Consider the following 17,116-nt stretch of genomic DNA (forward strand, 5'->3'; position numbering starts at 1 on the left):
GATGCCCTACGTCGTCACCCAGTCCTGTTGCAGCGACGCCTCGTGCGTGTACGCCTGCCCGGTCAACTGCATCCATCCCACGCCCGACGAACCGGACTTCCGGACGGCGGAGATGCTGTACGTCGACCCGCAGGCGTGCGTGGACTGCGGCGCCTGCGCCACCGCGTGCCCGGTGGACGCCATCACCTCCTCGAAGAAGCTGACGCCGGAACAGCAGCCGTTCATCGAGATCAACGCCGACTTCTACCGGCAGGTCCGGCCGCGTCCGACGCTCGCCAAACCCATTCCGGCGCCGGAGGTTTCGCGCGAGCGCGGCCCGCTGCGAGTGGCGATCGTCGGTTCGGGGCCGTCGGCGATGTACGCGGCCGACGAGTTGCTCACCCAGCGTGACGTCACGGTGACGGTTCTCGATCGGCTCCCGGTGCCCTACGGCCTGGCCCGGCACGGTGTCGCCCCCGATCACACCCGCACCCGGCAGGTGAGCCGGTTGTTCGACGTCATCTCGGCCCAGCCCGGCTTCGGCTCGTATCTGAATGTCGCCGTGGGCGAACACATTTCGCACGCGGATCTGCTGCGGCACTTCCACGCGGTGATCTACGCCGTGGGCGCGTCGGCCGACCGCAAACTGGGCATCCCCGGCGAGGGCCTGCCCGGCAGCGTCTCGGCGACGGAGTTCGTGGCCTGGTACAACGGCCATCCCGACCACGCCGACCGCGAGTTCGACCTGTCGCACCGGCGCGCGGTGATCGTCGGCAACGGCAATGTCGCCCTGGACGTGGCCCGCATCCTCACCGCCGATCCCGAACTGCTCGCCGACACCGACGTCTCCCCGCGTGCCCTGGAAGCGCTGCGGCACAGCAAGATCGAGGAGGTCGTCATCGTCGGCCGCCGCGGCCCCGCCGAATCGGCCTTCACGGTCCCGGAATTCGTGGGCCTGCTCGGTTCCGACATCGACATCGTCGTGGAAGGCGAAGTCCCCGAACCGATTCCGGGTATGCCGCAGAAGGTGGAACACAAACTCCGCCTCCTCCACCAGGTCGCCGACCGCCCCGTCGGTTCCCGCAAACGCATCGTCCTGCGCTACCTGTCCTCCCCCGTGGCCCTCACCGGCACCGACCGCGTGACCGGAATCGAACTGGCCCACAACACCCTCGCCACCGACCCCGACGGCACCGTCCGCGCGGTCCCCACCGGCGATACGGAAACCCTGGACACCGGCCTGGTCCTGGCCTCGGTCGGCTACCGCGGCACCCCCCTCCCCGACCTCCCCTTCGACGAAGCCCGAGGCGTCATCCCCAATACAGACGGCCGAGTCGAACCCGGCACCTACGTCACCGGCTGGATCAAACGAGGCCCCACGGGCTTCATCGGCACCAACAAATCCTGCGCCCAGGAAACAGTCCGCCACCTGGTCGACGACTTCAACGCAGGCACCCTCCCCACCCCACCCGCCTCGCTGGCCGACTTCGACACCTTGATCACCACCCGCCGCCCCACCGCCATCCGCGGCGGCACCTCCAGCGAACCCTGGTGGAAACGAAAACTCCTCACCCGCACCTGACCCCAGCTACACGAACCCAGCCGCACCCTTTATCCGGATCCGCACCCCCTTCAGAGCCCTGAAGGGGGTGCGGATCCGAACAAGGGGTGCGGCTGGGTTCGTATGCCTGGGGGTCAGGTCCATGCGGAGTCGTCGGTGGTTGGGGGCCAGTCGGTGGCGGGTGGGGGGTCGGGGTCGTATTGGACTATGCGGCGGATCTGGCGGGCTCGTTGGGGTCCGGCGAGGCGTTGGATCAGGTGCAGGGACATATCCATTCCGGCGGAAACGCCTGCGGCGGTGATGATTTCGCCGTCGTCGACGTAGCGGTCGGAGGGGCGGGGCTCGATGGTGGGGTCGAGGGTGGTGAGGTGTTTCAGGGAGCGCCAGTGGGTGGTCGCGGGGCGGCCGGAGAGCAGGCCCGCGGCGGCGAGGACAAGGGAACCGGTGCAGACGCTGGTGATCAGGGGGGTGGCTTCCCGTTGTCGGCGTATCCAGTCGAGGTGGTCGGGGTCCTTGGCGAGGGCGCGGGTGCCCGCGCCGCCGGGATGGATCAGTACGTCGCGAGGCGGGGCGGATCGGAGGCTGTGGTGGGGGTGATCGTCATGCCCTTCGCGCATTCGACGGGCTCGGCCGTTGTGGCGAAGGTGAACACCTTGACGTCGTCGCCGGGGTAGTACTCGGCCCAGCTCGCCAGGATCTCCCAGGGGCCGATCGCGTCCAGCTCCTCGACACCGGGGAACAGGAGGATTCCGATGCGCTTCGTCTGATCGGCCACGGCCGGACCCCCATCGTTCAGCGGGGGCACGCCCCACGTCGCCCACTGATGGTTTCACGCTCGCCGTCCGCAGCGCGTGTTCGACGAGCCATCCAAGCCGAGCAGGGGTAACGGGCTGGGTTCATGAGTCGACTTCCGGTGTGGGGGAAGCGTTTTGCCGACCGAGTGGTATCGGGTGGGTGATGTGTCCGGAAAGACTGGCGCTGGTAGGTCTAGCTACTATCCAGCCATTTGGTAACGGTCGGTTGTTTTCGGGATCGGAGTGATCAACTCGGGGGTATGGCAGCGCACCGGTCGGTTTTTCGTGAGAATTACTGTGCGGTAGCTGGTTTCGGGGGTTAATGGTCGGTTGAGTGGGGATTTGGGGGTGGGGGATGGATGGAGATGGGCTTCTATCTGCGTATTCGTGATACGTACCAAAGGGTTTGAAACCTTTTCTCCGCATTCGGTATTCGTGATCGACAAGTGCCAGCTAACCTGAGTTCGCTGTTTGGTAAACGACCGCGACCACATGGCGCTATCCATGGGGCCGTGGTCTCGGTGCGTTGACGGGATGGCAATGACTGTTGGCTTCGGCATGAGCATCGGCACAGTGAACTCGGTGTGGGCGGCGGTCGCCGGGGAACGCGAGCGGCCCGCGGTGCGGGTGCGGCGGACGGCGGTCACGTTCGACAGCGCGGGTGGGCCGCGCATCGGGGGCGTGCCCCGATTCGCCCCTGTGGTCACCGATTTCGCCGATCTGACGCGCGATGTCGAGCCGGTGCTGCTGGCGGGGCGTATTTGGACGCCCGCCGATCTGGTGGCCGCCGTCGTCTCCTGTCTCGTCACCGCCAACGAACCCGCCGAAGGTCCGGTCGCCACCTATCCGGCCTGCTATTCGGAACGTCAAGTGACGTCGCTGCGGCACGCGCTGGACTGGGCGGGCGCGCCCGACGTCGTGCTCATGCCCGAACCGGTGGCCGCGGTGGAATGGCTCGACGCCGAGCACGGGGTCTCGGAGAACGGGTTGACGCTGGTCTACGATCTGGGCGGCAACTGCCTCGACGTCGCCGTCGTACGCACCGAGGCCGACCGCGAGGAGCGCGGCGTGCTCGGCGCGCCGGTGCGGTCGCACGACTACGGCGGCCGTCCGCTCGGCACGATCCTCGCCCGATACGCGCGGGCGCTGTCCCCGGGCGCGCCGTCGCCGGTGTCGAAGGTGGTGCCCGCCATCGACACTCAGCGCCTGCGGGTCTGGCATGTCCGCAATTCCCTTCGCGTCGTGCGCAATTGCGTGCGCGGAGCGGGGCTGACGCTGCGGGACATCGATCGGGTGCTGCTGGTCGGCGGCGCGGTCCGGCCCGGCGAGGTCGCCGAGGTACTCGCCGAACTCGACCGGCCGATCGTGATGGCCCCCGATCCCGCGCACACGGTCGCCGTCGGGGCGGCCCTCGCCTCGGCGCGACTCGCCGACAGCGGGGTGAGCCTCGGGCGGTACGCGCGGGGCGCGGCCGTATTATCCAGCGCCGCCGTGGTTTCCGCGGTGGCGATGTCCGCGGCCACCATGCTCGGCACCGGGCCGATCGGAACCGACGGTCCCGCATTGGAATTCGCGCCCGCGCTCGCGGGACCGGCCGATGGGGATCGGCAGGATCAGCGGGAGTTGGAGCTGTTCGACGGGTTGGCTCAGATGGCCGGGGTTCCGTCGAAGGCCGACGCATTGCTGACGCGGCTCACTCCTTATGTCGCGAAACAGCTGGTGTCGCAGTCGATCTCGGCTACGACGTCGATCGAGACGGTGATCCGCTCGCACGGCGCCGGGACCCGTTGTGATCCGCCCACCACCCGCGCGGTATACGCCGATCCTGCGCGCTTCCGCAATCCGCTGCCGTTCGCGCCGTCGGCCTCGCGCGTGTCCGGGCAGGCGGTGTCGGCGACGATTCCGTCGGTGAGCCTGCCCGGTCCCATCGCGATCCAGCCCGGTCAGTTGGATCCGATCGCGGCGACAGGGTCGATCGGCGCACCGGCTGAAGGTGTGCTCGCGGTGGGTGCGCCCGTTTCAGGGAGTGCGCCTGCTCCCGTGGGTGCGCCTGCGCCGGGTGCGGTTGGTGCACCCGCTTCTGGGGCGGCGGGTGCGCTCGCTCCAGGAAGCGCGCCGGGTTCGGTGGGTGCTCCCGGGGGTGTGCCGGGTTCCGTTAATGCGCCCGCTCCCGCGAGTGCGCCCGCGCCCGGTTCGGTCGACGCACCTGCCCCAGGAAATCCCCCCGCGCCGGGCTCCGTGGGTGCGCCTACCTCGGCTCCGGGGGCTGCACCCGCGTCGCCTGGCGCGCCCTCCGGCCCGGCCGCCTCTCCGAACGGTCCGTCCACCGCGGGCTCGTCGACGTCCGCTGGCTCCCAGCAGAACTCGCCCGGCGGTGCCGCGGGAGCGTCCAGTGGAACGAGCGGCCAAGCCAGCTCAACCGCGTCCGGTGGAACGACAACGGGCAATGGAATCGGCTCCGGGGCAACGAGTTCGGGAGCCGCGTCCACCGGGGGCTCGGCGGCCCAGGGTGGAACATCGATGTCGGGCCCGTCGAACGGCTCGGCCTCCGTGGGCGGTGCGTCCTCCGGAACTCGCTCGGGCACAACATCATCCGGCGGAATGTCGGGTGGATCCGGCGCGGGCAAATCGGGCGGCGGTTCCGGAGGCGGCTCGGGCGGCGGCAAAGGCCACTGAGGTCGCGCCTTTCCGCCGAGACGCCACCGGCTCGACACGCAGTAGCGAAGGCTCCCCGAAGCGGCAGGGGCCACTGCGGCCGTGCCTCTCCGCCCAGACGTCAGCGGCTCGACGCGCCGTAAGCGAAGACTCCCCGAAACCGACTGAGCCCGAACGAATACCCGGACGATTTCGTCGCGCCCGCTGACGAAACCGTCCCACCGCCCGACGACCTCGTGCCGCAAGATGAGGGGCGCCACGAGGTCGTCGGCCGGAGAGCTCAGCCGAGGCCCATGACTGACCGACGACGGGGACCGGGGGTCATGCCCGACCCCAAGGCCCGTGCCGCCGCCCTGCGCCCCGGGAAGATCCAGGTCGTCCCCTCGAGCGCTGGACCCTGCGGCGCGGGTGGCTGTCCCGGCGCTCCGGGGAGTTCCAGGTTGTCCTCGTCGAGCGCTGGGCCCTGCGGCGCGGGCGGCTGTCCCTGCGCGGCGGGCTGTCCCGGGGCGGGTAGCTGCTGCGCGGCCGACACCATCCCGACCGGCGGCACGAAGCCGAGCCCACATATTCACCATCATGATGTCGCGAATTTCACTGCGCCGCAGTGACTCTCGCGCAACTGGTGGTGCTCGCCGATGGACCATACGCAGCGATGCCGAACGTCCGGACGAAGGTGTCCAGCCCGAAGGCCGCACCCGGGCGAGGGGACGCCCGTCTACTGCGCGGCCGACACCATCCCAACTGGCGGCACGAAGCCGGGCCCACATGTTCACCATCATGCTGTCGCGAATTTCACTGTGCCGCAGAAACTCTCGCGCAACTGGTGGTGCTCACCGATGGACCATACGCAGCGATGCCGAACGTCCGGATGAAGGTATCCAGCCCGAAAGCTGGTCCCGGGCGATGGGACCCCCGTCTACTGCGCGGTGAACCCCCCGTCGATCGATACCACCGCACCGGTGATAAAGCTCGCCTCGTCACTGAGCAGATACGCACACAGCGAAGCGATCTCATCGGGCTTGGCGATGCGGCCGAGGGGATGCAGGGCGGCGACCGCGGCCGCACCCTCGGGCGTCGCACCCATCGAATTGCGGAAGGCAGGGGTGTCCACCGCACCGGAGGCGATGGCGTTCACCCGGACACCCTGGGCCGCGGTCTCCAGCGCCACGGCCCGGGTCAGGCCGACGACGCCGTGTTTGGCTGCCACATAGGGCGCCACCGAGCCCATCCCGACCACGCCGAGGTTGGACGCGTTGTTCAGGATCGCGCCGCCGCCCGAGGCCAGGATGGCCGGAACCTGATGGCGCAGACCGTGATACACGCTGTCGAGATTCAGTGCCAGATCCGCACGCCACCCGTCCTCGGCGATGTCCTGGACGGGGCCGAAGGCGTTGACCGCGCCCGCGTTGTTGAAGGCGGCGTCCAGGCGGCCGAATTCGGTCACGGCCGTGTCGGTCAGCCGGGCCACGTCGTCGGGCACGGTGACATCGGTCGGCACGAAGATCGCGCGGCCGCCCGCCGCGCGGATCCGCTCGACGATGCCGTCGCCCGCCTCCTTCCCGCGCGCGCCGAGCACCACGGCCGCGCCCTCGGCGGCGACCCGATGCGCCACCGCCGCGCCCACGCCCGATGTCGCGCCCGTGATCAGAACCACCTTCGAGTCGAACCGACCGGTCATCTCGTCCTCCATATCGTCTGTCGTGCTCGCCCTTTCGAGTCAACGCGACGGAAGGCGCTGCGGCTGGCGGAAACCGGACGTGTAATTGACGTGTCATCTATTGCCCGGGTCGGCTACGCGGGCACACTGGATTGATGGAGGCCAGAATCATCGGAACCGTGATGCCGGTGCTCGAGATCGGGCTCGCGCCGGGGGAGAGCGTGGTGGCCGAGGCGGGTCAGCTGTCGTGGATGACGGATTCGATTCGGTTGCACACGTCCTCGCGAGTGGGCGGCGGGATGTTCCGGGCGGTGAAGCGGGCCTTCGCGGGTACGGGTTTCTTCATGACCGAGTACGGGGCCGACCTGCGTCCGGGCATCGTGGCGTTCGCGGCGAAACTGCCCGGGCAGATCGTGCCGATCACCCTGGAACCGGGTGCGGACTATCTGGTGCACCGGCACGGATTCCTGTGCGGCGGCGGCGATGTCGCGGTGAGCGTGAGTTTCCAGCGGCGGCTGGGCGCGGGCATCTTCGGCGGCGCCGGATTCACCCTGGCCAAGGTGAGCGGCGCGGGTTACGCGTGGGTGGAGTTGTCGGGGGAGGTGGTGCAGTACGACCTCGCCCCCGGGGAAACCCTGCGCGTGCATCCCGGACACGTCGGAATGTTCGACGCCAGCGTCGATTTCGACATCACCCTCATCCGCGGCATCCGCAACATCCTCTTCGGCGGAGAGGGCCTGTTCCTGGCCGCCCTCACCGGCCCCGGCCGAGTATGGCTGCAATCACTGACCATCAGCAACCTCGCCCAAGCCCTGCTCCCGTACCTCCCGGTCCCGGAGCGCCACGAGCAATGAGTAGTGCTGCGCGGCAACCCCACCGCTCCCCGTGCGCAACGAGCAATGAGCCGGAACGAGTAGCCCACCGCTACCCATGCGCAACGGACGGGGTGTGTGTGCATCCGTAAGAATGGGCTGGTGGACACTGTACGCAGGCCCGAGTTGATAGCGCTGGATGTGGACGGCACGCTGCTGCAAACCGGGCAGCCGGTCTCGCCGCGGGTGCGCGCGGCGGTGCGTGCCGCGGCCGACGCCGGGGCGCACGTCGTGATCACCACCGGGCGGACGCTGCTCTCGACGCGGATGGTGGTGGAGGATCTCGGGCTCGGGGAGGGGCGGGCGTTGTGCTCCAACGGCGCTGTGCAGGTGGACATCTCGAATTGGCGGCCGTTGTCGATGCAGACCTTCGATCCGGAGCCGTCGGTCGGCGCGTTGCGGTCGCTGTTCCCCGACATCGTGTTGTCGGTGGAGAAGGTCGGCGTCGGGACCTGGACCACCGGGTACTTCCCGGGCAGTTTCCGGCTCGGCGAGTTCCGATTCGTGGAGGATCACGAGCTGAGCCTGGAACCCACCACCCGGCTCAGCGGCTGGTGGCCCGGCGGGACGCTCGCGGATATGGTGGCGCTGCTCGACGAGCTGGTGCTGCCCGGCGCGGGCTGGGTGCACGGGGAGTACGAACCCTTCCTGGTGGCGAGCAAACAGGGCGTCTCCAAGGGCTGGGCGCTCGAGCGGTTGCGGCGGCAGCTCGGCGTCGACCACGAGGCGACGCTCGCCATCGGCGACGGCTACAACGACCGCGAAATGCTCACGTGGGCAGGGCGTTCGGTGGCCATGGGCAATTCGGTGCTGCCCATCCTGGAGCTGGCCGACGAGGTGACCCTGGACGTTCGCGAGGACGGGGTGGCCGTCGTGCTGGAGCGGTGGTTCGGGAACTGAGGATCGCTCAGGCCGCGGCCGAATCGCGCCGCAGCCGCACCCGGGCCGAGGCGTAGCGGGCGAGAATCACATCGCCGACGAACGGATGGTCGCCGATCGGTTCGGCGTGGGTCGATCCCGGCGCGGCCGCCACCAGCCGATCGGTCAGCAACCCCGGCGCGAGGAACCACGGAGCGATCACGATATCGGTACACCCCCGCTCACGCAGCCGCGAAACCGCCTGGGGCACAGCCGGTTCGGTGGTGGCGAAACACACCGACGGACGCCAGGCCGTCCCCTCGGCGAGCAATCGGCCCACCCGCCGCGTGCGCCGATTGGCCGCCGCCGACGACGAACCGACCGCGGCCACCGCCACCCCCACCGACGGATCGAACGGATCGACGCCGGTGTCCCGAACCCGTTCCCGCAGTGCGGAAATCAGCCGCGCATCGGTACCGAGCACCTCGGCCTGCACCAACCGCAACCGCGGATGACGCCCCCGAGCCCGCGCCAGCAACCCCGGCAGATCGACCCGGGCGTGATACGCGCTCCCGAGCAACAGCGGCACCACCACCGCCTCGGTATGCCCTTGCGCCGCAACGGCGTCCACGACCTGCTCCACCGACGGCGTACTCAGATCGAGGAACGCCAGCCGGGCATCGATCCCCGGATGACGCGCCGCCAGATCCGCCACGACCGCCGAAACCGTTGCGGCGGAACGCGGATCGCGGCTGCCGTGGGCGACCGCGATCAGCGCCGGACCGGACTCAGACACCGGACCCGGAACCGACCTCGACCATGGTCAACACGTCGCCGACCAGACCGGCCGCCAGCGTATTGCCGCCCGCCTGATCGATGAGCAGGAAGCTGCCCGTGTGCCGGTTCACGCGATAGTCGTCGGCCACGATAGGATCAGCGACCCGGATCGAGATCCGCCCGATATCGTTGAGCGACAACGACTCCGGGGCCGGATCGGCGGCCAGGTTCTGTTCGTCGAAGCGCTCGACCAGCGCGCCGACGATGGCCTGCGTGGTGCGGGTGCCGTGCTTGAGCAGCAGGCGGGCGCCCGCGCGCAGCGGCTTGTCGCCGAGCCAGCACACCGTCGCGTCGAAGGCGTCGATCGGCTCGGGCGCGTCGGCGGCCGCGACGATGGTGTCGCCGCGGGAGACGTCCACGTCGTCGGCCAGCACCAGGGTGACGCTGCGGCCCGGCTGCGCGGTGACCAGTTCGCCGTCGGCGGTGTCGATCCGCTCCACCGTCGTGCGCACGCCCGACGGCAGGACCACCACCTCGTCGCCCTTGGCGACCACGCCCGCCGCGATCTGTCCGGCGTAGCCGCGGTAGTCGGGGTATTCGGCGGTGCGGGGCCGGATCACGTACTGCACGGGGAAGCGCAGGCCGATCGAGTGCCGACCCGAGCTGTAGGCGTCCACGGGCACCGACTCCAGGTGCTCGATGAGCGAGGGGCCGTCGTAGAACGGGGTGTTCGCCGAGCGGGAGGCGACATTGTCGCCGTGCAGCGCCGACACCGGGATCGCCACCACGTCGTCGCCGGTCCACCCGAGTTTCGTTGTCAGCTCGGTGAATTCGGTCGCGATCCGCTCGAAGACGCCCGCGGCGTCGTCCACCAGGTCGATCTTGTTCACGGCCAGCACCAGCTTCGGCACGCCCAGCAGCGCCATCACCGCGGCGTGGCGGCGGGTCTGCTCGATGACGCCCTTGCGCGCGTCGACCAGCAGGATCACCAGCTGCGCGGTGGACGCGCCGGACACCGTGTTGCGGGTGTACTGCACGTGGCCGGGGGTGTCGGCGAGCACGAAAGTCCGTGCGGGCGTGGCGAAATAGCGGTAGGCGACGTCGATCGTGATGCCCTGTTCCCGCTCGGCGCGCAGGCCGTCGACGAGCAGGGACAGATCGGGGGTGGCCAGGCCGCGGTCCACCGAGGCGCGGGTGACGGCGTCGATCTGGTCGGCCAGCACCGACTTGGTGTCGTAGAGCAGGCGTCCGACCAGTGTGGACTTGCCGTCGTCGACACTGCCGGCGGTGGCCAGTCGTAATAGGTCGGACATCAGAAATAACCTTCTCTCTTGCGGTCTTCCATCGCGGCCTCCGACACCCGGTCGTCGCCGCGGGTGGCGCCGCGTTCGGTCAGCCGGGACGCGGCGACCTCGGCGAGGATCTCCTCGTTGGTGGCGGCGGTGGAAAGCACCGCGCCCGTGGAGGATCCGTCGCCGACGGTGCGGTAGCGCACCGACTTGATCAGCAGTTCCTCGTCCTCGCGCGGGCCGCCCCAGGAGCCGGGGGTCATCCACATGCCGTCGCGCTGGTAGACCGGGCGCTCGTGGGCGTAGTAGATCGAGGCCAGATCGACGTCCTCGCGGGCGATGTAGCGCCAGATGTCGAGTTCGGTCCAGTTGCTCAGCGGGAACACCCGCACATGCTCACCCGGCGCGTGCCGCCCGTTGTACAGGTTCCACAGCTCGGGCCGCTGCCGCTTGGGATCCCAGCGCCCGAACGCGTCACGCAGCGAGAAGATCCGCTCCTTGGCCCGCGACCGCTCCTCGTCGCGCCGCCCGCCGCCGAACACCGCGTCGAACCGATTCGCCGCGATCGCGTCCAGCAACGGCACGGTCTGCAGCGGATTGCGAATCCCGTCCGGCCGCTCGGTCAACCGCCCGTCGGCGAGGTACTCCTCCACCGACGCCACATGCAGCCGCAGCCCGTACTTCGCCACCACCCGGTCCCGGAACTCCAGCACCTCGGGCAGATTGTGCCCGGTGTCGACGTGCAACAGCGCGAACGGCAACGGCGCGGGCCAGAACGCCTTGAGCGCCAGATGCAACAGCACCGTCGAGTCCTTGCCACCGGAGAACAGGATCACCGGCCGCTCGAACTCTCCCGCCACCTCGCGGAAGATGTGGATGGACTCCGACTCGAGGGCGGCCAGGGTATCGAATTCGGTATCGGTCACTGTGAGAGTCATGACTGGTGTAACCCGCATTCGGTCTTGGCGAGGCCGGCCCAGCGGCCGCTTCGCGGATCGGATCCCGGTTCCGGCTTCCGTGTGCACGGGGCGCAACCGATGGACGGATAGCCCTCCTCGACGAGGGGGTTGACGAGGATGCCGTGTTCGCTGATGTAGGCGGACATCTCGTCGTCGGACCAGGCGGCGATTGGGTTGATCTTGACCAGGCCGAATGCCTCGTCGAAGGAGATGAGGGGGGCGTTGGCGCGGGTGGGGGCCTCGACGCGGCGGATGCCGGTGACCCAGGCGTTGTAGCCGGACAGCGAGCGGGTCAGGGGGACGACCTTGCGGAGGCGGCAGCATTCGTTGGGCTCGCGGGCGAACAGGTCCTTGCCGAGGAGCCGATCCTGTTGCGCCACAGTGTGTTCGGGGGTCACGTTGATCACGTTCACCCCGTAGACGGCCTCGACCGCGTCGCGGGTGCCGATGGTCTCGGCGAAGTGGTAGCCGGTGTCGAGGAACAGCACGTCCACGCCGGGGCGGACCTTCGCGGCGAGGTGGACCAGCACCGCGTCCTGCATATTGGAGGCGACGATGTAGCCGGGGCCGAACGTCTCGTCGGTCCAGCGCAGCAGGTCGGTCGCCGAGGCGTCCGGGCCCAGCCGGGCCGCGCCGTCCGCGGCGATCTTGCGGAGTTCGTCCTCGGACAGCTTCTCCAAAGTGGTTGCCATAGCTCACATCTCCCGTTACCGAAGGTCGGCCTCGTCGGCGCGGACCGCCCACCGCGCGAACCGTTCGCCGGTGTCGCGGTTCTTGACGAAGTTGCGCACCACGCGCTCGATGTAGTCGCCGAGTTCGGCGCTGGTCACCTTGTGCTGGCGCAGCTTGCGGCCGAAACCGCTGTCGAGCCCGAGGCTGCCACCGAGATGAACCTGGTAGCCCTCCACCTGATTCCCCTCGCCGTCGTCGACCAGCTGCCCCTTGAAGCCGATGTCGGCGATCTGGGAGCGGCCGCAGGAGTTGGGGCAGCCGTTGATGTTGATGGTGATCGGGACGTCGAGCTGGGCGTTGATGTCGGCGAGGCGCTGCTCGAGTTCCGGCGCGAGCGCCTGCGAGCGCTTGCGGGTCTCCACGAACGACAGCTTGCAGAACTCGATCCCGCTGCACGCCAACAGGTTCCGCCGCCACATCGACGGCCGCGATTGCAGGCCCAGCGGCGCCAGCTCATCGATCAGCTGGTCGACCTTGTCGTCGGGCACGTCGAGCACGATCAGCTTCTGGTACGGGGTGAAGCGGATGCGGTCGGCCCCGACGCGCTCGACCGCGTCGGCGACCTTGGTCAAAATGGTGCCGGAGACGCGGCCCGCGATGGGGGAGAAGCCGACGGCGTTGAGCCCGTTGCGCAGGCGCTGCACGCCGACGTGATCGATCGGCCGCGCGGGCCGCTCCGGGGCGGGACCGTCGATCAGCTTGCGCTGCAAGTACTTCGTCTCGAGCACCTCGCGGAACTTCTCGATGCCCCAGTCCTTGATCAGGAACTTCAGCCGCGCCTTGGACCGCAACCGGCGATAGCCGTAGTCGCGGAACAGCGCGACGACCGCCTCCCACACCTCCGGCACCTCGTCGAGCGGCACCCACGCCCCGACCCGTTGGGCCAGCATGGGATTGGTGGACAGGCCGCCGCCGACCCACAGGTCGAAGCCGGGGCCGTGCTCGGGATGTTCGACGCCGACGAAGGCCACGTCGTTGATCTCGTGCACCACGTCCTGCTGACCGGAGATGGCGGTCTTGAACTTGCGGGGAAGGTTGGAGTACTCCTTCTTCCCGATGTAGCGGCGCACGATCTCCTCGATCGCCGGGGTGGCGTCGATGACCTCGTCGAGCGACTCACCGGCCAGCGGCGAACCGAGCACCACGCGCGGGCAGTCGCCGCACGCCTCGGTGGTCTGGAGGCCGACCGCCTCGATGCGCCGCCAGATCTCGGGGACGTTCTCGATCTCGATCCAGTGGTATTGCAGGTTCTCGCGATCGGAGAGATCGGCTGTGTCGCGGGCGAATTCGGTGGAGATCTGGCCGAGGGTGCGCAACTGCTCGACGTTCAGCGCGCCGCCGTCGCAGCGGATGCGCATCATGAAGTAGCGGGCCTCGAGCAGGTCGATGTTCTCGTCGCCGGTCCAGGTGCCGTCGTAGCCCTGCTCGCGCTGGGTGTACAGGCCCCACCAGCGGAACCGGCCGCGCAGGTCGGCCTTGTCGATGGAGTCGAAACCGCCCTTGGCGTAGATGTTCTCGATGCGGGCGCGGACGTTGAGCGGGTTGTCGTCCTTCTTGCTCTGCTCGTTGGGGTTGAGCGGTTCGCGGTAACCCAATGCCCACTGGCCCTCCGACCGGCGGCGTACGGGCTTGCCCGTGCGCTCGCGCGGGCCGGTGGGGGCCTCGCGGCGGGGGCGGTCGGGCCGGACGCGGCGCTCGGCGGCGGGACGCGCCGGGCGGGCGGATTCGGACGGGGTGTGACCGGCGTCGGTGCTCGACGTCATGGGGTCGCTCCTGCGGGTGGTGATCTGGCCTTGCGGCAGACGGGAGGGGCTGGCTCTCGCCTTCGGTATTCAGCGGCCGGGGACATCGGCGTCCGAAGAGGACGCCGGAACCGGGGGACGGGGGACCGAACTACCGGAGGCGTTCGGGCAGACAGCCCGCGCTGCACACACGCTTGAAGTCGACGTGGCGTCGCGCCACCAGTCGCACTCCAAGTCCGGTCATGAGAGTTATTGTGCCATGTCAGCGGGGTCCTTCCGACCGCCCGGGCGTATTTTCCGGGAAATCGAGGGAAATTCCCTGGACGCTCGACCTGATTTGTGAGATGGGTCATAGGTCAGACTGGAACGATGACGTCCACCGAGATTCCCGCCGCCGATGCCGCCGACGCGCGAGGGGTCCATGTGCGGGGACGGGCCGCCGACGCCGCCGCCGCGCGAGGGGTCGGCGTCACGGAGCGACCGCTGTTGCGGGACTTCGGGGGCGGGCCGTTCGGAATCTACGTGCACGTGCCGTTCTGCGCGACTCGCTGCGGCTACTGCGATTTCAACACCTACACCGCGGGGGAGTTGGGGACCTCGGCCTCGCCGCAGTCCTGGCTCGCCGCGCTGCGGGGCGAATTGGCCGAGGCGGCAAGGGTTTTCGGGGAGTTGCCGAGCGCGCAGCCGCCGGTGTCGACGGTGTTCGTGGGCGGGGGCACGCCCTCGCTGCTGGGCGGGGACGGGCTGGCCGAGGTGCTCGACGCGGTGCGCGAGCGTTTCCCGCTGGCCCCGGCGGCCGAGGTGACCACCGAATCCAATCCCGAATCGACCTCGCCGCGGTTCTTCGAACGGCTGCGTGCGGCCGGGTTCACCCGGATCTCACTGGGGATGCAGTCGGCGGCCGAGCACGTGCTACGGGTGCTCGACCGCACGCACACCCCCGGCCGGGCGGTGGCCGCGGCGCGGGAGGCGCGGGCCGCGGGATTCGAGCACGTGAATCTGGACCTGATCTACGGCACGCCGGGCGAACGTGACGAGGATCTCGACGCGAGCCTCGAGGCCGTGCTGGCCGCGGGCGTCGATCACGTCTCGGCGTACTCGCTGATCGTGGAGGACGGAACGGCCTTGGCGCGCAAGGTCCGTCGCGGTGAGCTGCCCGCCCCCGACGACGACGTGCTCGCGGCCCGCTACGAACGCATCGACGCGCGGCTGTCCGCGGCCGGGCTGACCTGGTACGAGGTGTCCAATTGGGCGGCGGGCGACGCCGCGCGCTGCCGCCACAACCTCGGGTACTGGGACGGCGGCGACTGGCTGGGCGCGGGGCCGGGCGCGCACAGCCACCTCGGCGGGGTGCGGTGGTGGAACGTCAAGCATCCGGCGCGCTACGCCGAGCGGGTGGCCGGGGGCGGTCTGCCCGCCGCGGGCTGGGAGGCGTTGACGGATGAGGAGCGGCACACCGAGCGCGTCATGCTGACCGCGCGGTTGCGCACCGGGCTGCCGGTAGCCGAGTTGACCGCGGCCGAACTGCGGGCCGTGGATCGCGTCGTCGCGGACGGGCTCGCGCTGCGCGCGGGAGATCGGTTGGTGCTCACGGCGAATGGCCGGCTGCTCGCCGACGGGGTCGTGCGTGAACTGCTGACCGCCGGAGGCTGACCGCCTCGGGACGAGATGTGATGGAAGTCGCATCGGCGTATCCTGACTCCCTTTTTGGCCGGGATACTCCCGCACGAGAGTAGTACTGGGCGTAGGGTCCGATGTGACCCCGAGGAGCCCCATGTTGCAGGCGCATCGCATCAGTCCCGTCCCCGACCAGAGCGAATTCGCCGAGTTGCGAGCCGCCGAGCGAGCCGAATCGGCTCGTTTGGGCGCGTTGGCCGCTCGTGCCGTCGCCAGTCACGCCACCGACGCCGAGGACTGCATGTCCCTGCTGGCCATGCTGGGGCTCGACGCCCGAGCCGGGCGGGACGCGTTCGACGTCTGAGGGTCCCAGCGGCCTTAGCACTGTTCCGGCACGTGTGCTAACGATTCGCCGTTCGCGCTCTAAACTGGAATCCGGATGACCCGGGATTCCGCGTAGTCGTGGCCGTACCGCGCCACCGCGCGCCCGGGCGGACCCGATGGCGAGCGAGGAGGTGTGGGACCGGTGTCGAGTACGGAGCAGCGGCGGCTCGAGGTCCTGCGTGCGATCGTCGCGGACTACATCGCGACCAAGGAACCGATCGGCTCGAAGACCCTTGTCGAGCGGCACAACCTGGGCGTGTCCAGTGCGACCGTGCGCAACGATATGGCCGTGTTGGAGGCGGAGGGCTACATCACCCAGCCGCACACCAGTTCCGGCCGGATCCCCACCGACAAGGGCTATCGCCAGTTCGTCGACAACATCGCCGAGGTGAAGCCGCTGTCCACGGCCGAGCGCCGGGCGATCCTCGAATTCCTGGAGAACGGCGTCGATCTCGACGACGTGCTGCGCCGCGGCGTGCGGTTGCTGGCGCAGCTGACCCGGCAGGTCGCCATGGTCCAGTACCCGACCGTGTCGGCCTCGACCGTGCGGCACATCGAGGTGGTCGCGCTCAACCCGGCCCGGCTGCTGCTGGTGGTCATCACCGACACCGGCCGCGTCGATCAACGCCTGGTCGATCTGGGCGCGGTGCTCGACGACGAGGATCTGGCCGTGCTGCGCGCGATGCTCGGCAAGGCGATGGACGGCAAGCGGCTCTCGGCGGCCTCGGCCGCGGTGGCCGAACTGCCCGAGCGCGCCCCGGCCCGGCTGCGCGAGGTGCTGGTCCGGGTGTCGACCGTGCTGGTGGAGACCCTCGTCGAACACCCCGAGGAGCGGCTCGTGCTCGGCGGCACCGCCAACCTCACCCGCAACGCCAACGACTTCGGCGTCTTCCCGGGCTCGCTGCGCGCGGTGCTCGAGGCGCTCGAGGAACAGGTGGTCGTGCTGAAACTGCTTGCGGCAGCGCAACAGCCGGGCATGGTCACCGTGCAGATCGGTGAGGAGACCCAGGTCGAGCAGATGCGCGGAACCTCCGTCGTCTCGACCGGGTACGGTGTGCCGGGCGCGGTTCTCGGCGCCATGGGGGTACTGGGTCCGACCCGGATGGACTACCCCGGGACCATCGCTTCGGTCGCCGCGGTCGCCCGTTACATCGGCGAGGTGCTCGCCGAACGATGAGCGACCAGCGGCATGGTTCGGCTGTGGAGCAGGGCAGATGCGATACACCTTCGGAACAGGACT

Annotated in this window: 17 protein-coding genes; 7 read left to right on the forward strand and 10 right to left on the reverse strand. The window is 69.4% G+C overall.

Going from position 1 to position 17,116, the window contains the following annotated elements:
- Position 1 precedes the first annotated feature (1 nt).
- Positions 2–1,561, forward strand: coding sequence for an FAD-dependent oxidoreductase (locus ACWDSJ_RS15080; protein WP_450032359.1), 1,560 nt, complete (start codon positions 2–4; stop codon positions 1,559–1,561).
- Positions 1,562–1,674: 113 nt separating this feature from the next.
- On the opposite strand, the gene ACWDSJ_RS15085 is transcribed toward ACWDSJ_RS15080, so the two are convergent.
- A complete protein-coding gene (locus tag ACWDSJ_RS15085; RefSeq protein ID WP_450032361.1) occupies positions 1,675–2,157 on the reverse strand; it encodes a DJ-1/PfpI family protein in 483 nt (160 codons plus the stop codon).
- Positions 2,091–2,315: a hypothetical protein gene (locus tag ACWDSJ_RS15090; RefSeq protein ID WP_450032363.1), complete on the reverse strand. Its 225-nt coding sequence runs from the start codon at positions 2,313–2,315 to the stop codon at positions 2,091–2,093. Before ACWDSJ_RS15090 ends, ACWDSJ_RS15085 begins: the two co-directional genes overlap by 67 nt.
- Before the next feature lie 553 nt (positions 2,316–2,868).
- Between ACWDSJ_RS15090 and ACWDSJ_RS15095 the strand changes: the two genes are divergently transcribed.
- Positions 2,869–5,010, forward strand: a complete 2,142-nt coding sequence (locus ACWDSJ_RS15095; RefSeq protein ID WP_450032365.1) for an Hsp70 family protein — start codon at positions 2,869–2,871, stop codon at positions 5,008–5,010.
- A gap of 259 nt (positions 5,011–5,269) precedes the next feature.
- Here ACWDSJ_RS15095 and ACWDSJ_RS15100 read toward each other — a convergent pair whose 3' ends face one another.
- On the reverse strand, positions 5,270–5,539 hold the full coding sequence (locus ACWDSJ_RS15100) for a hypothetical protein (RefSeq protein ID WP_450032367.1): 270 nt from the start codon (positions 5,537–5,539) through the stop codon (positions 5,270–5,272).
- Positions 5,540–5,905: 366 nt separating this feature from the next.
- On the reverse strand, positions 5,906–6,667 hold the full coding sequence (locus tag ACWDSJ_RS15105) for an SDR family NAD(P)-dependent oxidoreductase (protein WP_450032369.1): 762 nt from the start codon (positions 6,665–6,667) through the stop codon (positions 5,906–5,908).
- Positions 6,668–6,801: 134 nt separating this feature from the next.
- Here ACWDSJ_RS15105 and ACWDSJ_RS15110 point away from each other — a divergent pair, with 134 nt between their 5' ends.
- Both ACWDSJ_RS15110 and ACWDSJ_RS15115 read left to right on the forward strand, forming a co-directional pair.
- On the forward strand, positions 6,802–7,500 hold the full coding sequence (locus ACWDSJ_RS15110) for a TIGR00266 family protein (protein ID WP_450032371.1): 699 nt from the start codon (positions 6,802–6,804) through the stop codon (positions 7,498–7,500).
- Positions 7,501–7,620: 120 nt separating this feature from the next.
- Entirely contained in the window at positions 7,621–8,418 is a 798-nt protein-coding gene (locus ACWDSJ_RS15115; RefSeq protein WP_450032373.1) for an HAD family hydrolase, read from the forward strand.
- 7 nt (positions 8,419–8,425) lie between these two features.
- Here the strand turns inward: ACWDSJ_RS15115 and ACWDSJ_RS15120 are convergent, their stop codons facing one another.
- The 6 genes from ACWDSJ_RS15120 to ACWDSJ_RS15145 form a co-directional block, all read right to left on the reverse strand.
- Positions 8,426–9,172: a sirohydrochlorin chelatase gene (locus tag ACWDSJ_RS15120; RefSeq protein ID WP_450032375.1), complete on the reverse strand. Its 747-nt coding sequence runs from the start codon at positions 9,170–9,172 to the stop codon at positions 8,426–8,428.
- On the reverse strand, positions 9,165–10,466 hold the full coding sequence (locus ACWDSJ_RS15125) for a sulfate adenylyltransferase subunit 1 (RefSeq protein ID WP_450032377.1): 1,302 nt from the start codon (positions 10,464–10,466) through the stop codon (positions 9,165–9,167). Before ACWDSJ_RS15125 ends, ACWDSJ_RS15120 begins: the two co-directional genes overlap by 8 nt.
- Entirely contained in the window at positions 10,466–11,380 is a 915-nt protein-coding gene (cysD, locus tag ACWDSJ_RS15130; RefSeq protein ID WP_387368835.1) for a sulfate adenylyltransferase subunit CysD, read from the reverse strand. The genes ACWDSJ_RS15125 and cysD overlap by 1 nt, the downstream gene beginning before the upstream one ends.
- Complete coding sequence (locus ACWDSJ_RS15135) at positions 11,377–12,093, reverse strand: phosphoadenylyl-sulfate reductase (RefSeq protein WP_450032379.1); 717 nt, start codon at positions 12,091–12,093, stop codon at positions 11,377–11,379. The genes cysD and ACWDSJ_RS15135 overlap by 4 nt, the downstream gene beginning before the upstream one ends.
- Before the next feature lie 15 nt (positions 12,094–12,108).
- Complete coding sequence (locus ACWDSJ_RS15140) at positions 12,109–13,896, reverse strand: nitrite/sulfite reductase (protein ID WP_450032381.1); 1,788 nt, start codon at positions 13,894–13,896, stop codon at positions 12,109–12,111.
- Between the two features lie 130 nt (positions 13,897–14,026).
- A complete protein-coding gene (locus ACWDSJ_RS15145; protein ID WP_387368841.1) occupies positions 14,027–14,119 on the reverse strand; it encodes an Ms4527A family Cys-rich leader peptide in 93 nt (30 codons plus the stop codon).
- A 125-nt stretch (positions 14,120–14,244) separates the two neighbouring features.
- Here ACWDSJ_RS15145 and hemW point away from each other — a divergent pair, with 125 nt between their 5' ends.
- The 3 genes from hemW (at position 14,245) to hrcA (ending at position 17,053) form a co-directional block, all read left to right on the forward strand.
- On the forward strand, positions 14,245–15,528 hold the full coding sequence (gene hemW, locus ACWDSJ_RS15150) for a radical SAM family heme chaperone HemW (protein ID WP_450032383.1): 1,284 nt from the start codon (positions 14,245–14,247) through the stop codon (positions 15,526–15,528).
- A gap of 121 nt (positions 15,529–15,649) precedes the next feature.
- Positions 15,650–15,856: a hypothetical protein gene (locus tag ACWDSJ_RS15155; protein WP_387368845.1), complete on the forward strand. Its 207-nt coding sequence runs from the start codon at positions 15,650–15,652 to the stop codon at positions 15,854–15,856.
- Between the two features lie 162 nt (positions 15,857–16,018).
- Positions 16,019–17,053, forward strand: coding sequence for a heat-inducible transcriptional repressor HrcA (gene hrcA, locus ACWDSJ_RS15160; RefSeq protein WP_387368847.1), 1,035 nt, complete (start codon positions 16,019–16,021; stop codon positions 17,051–17,053).
- Positions 17,054–17,116: the final 63 nt, after the last annotated feature.

It is taken from the genome of Nocardia sp. NPDC003482 (assembly GCF_053588115.1).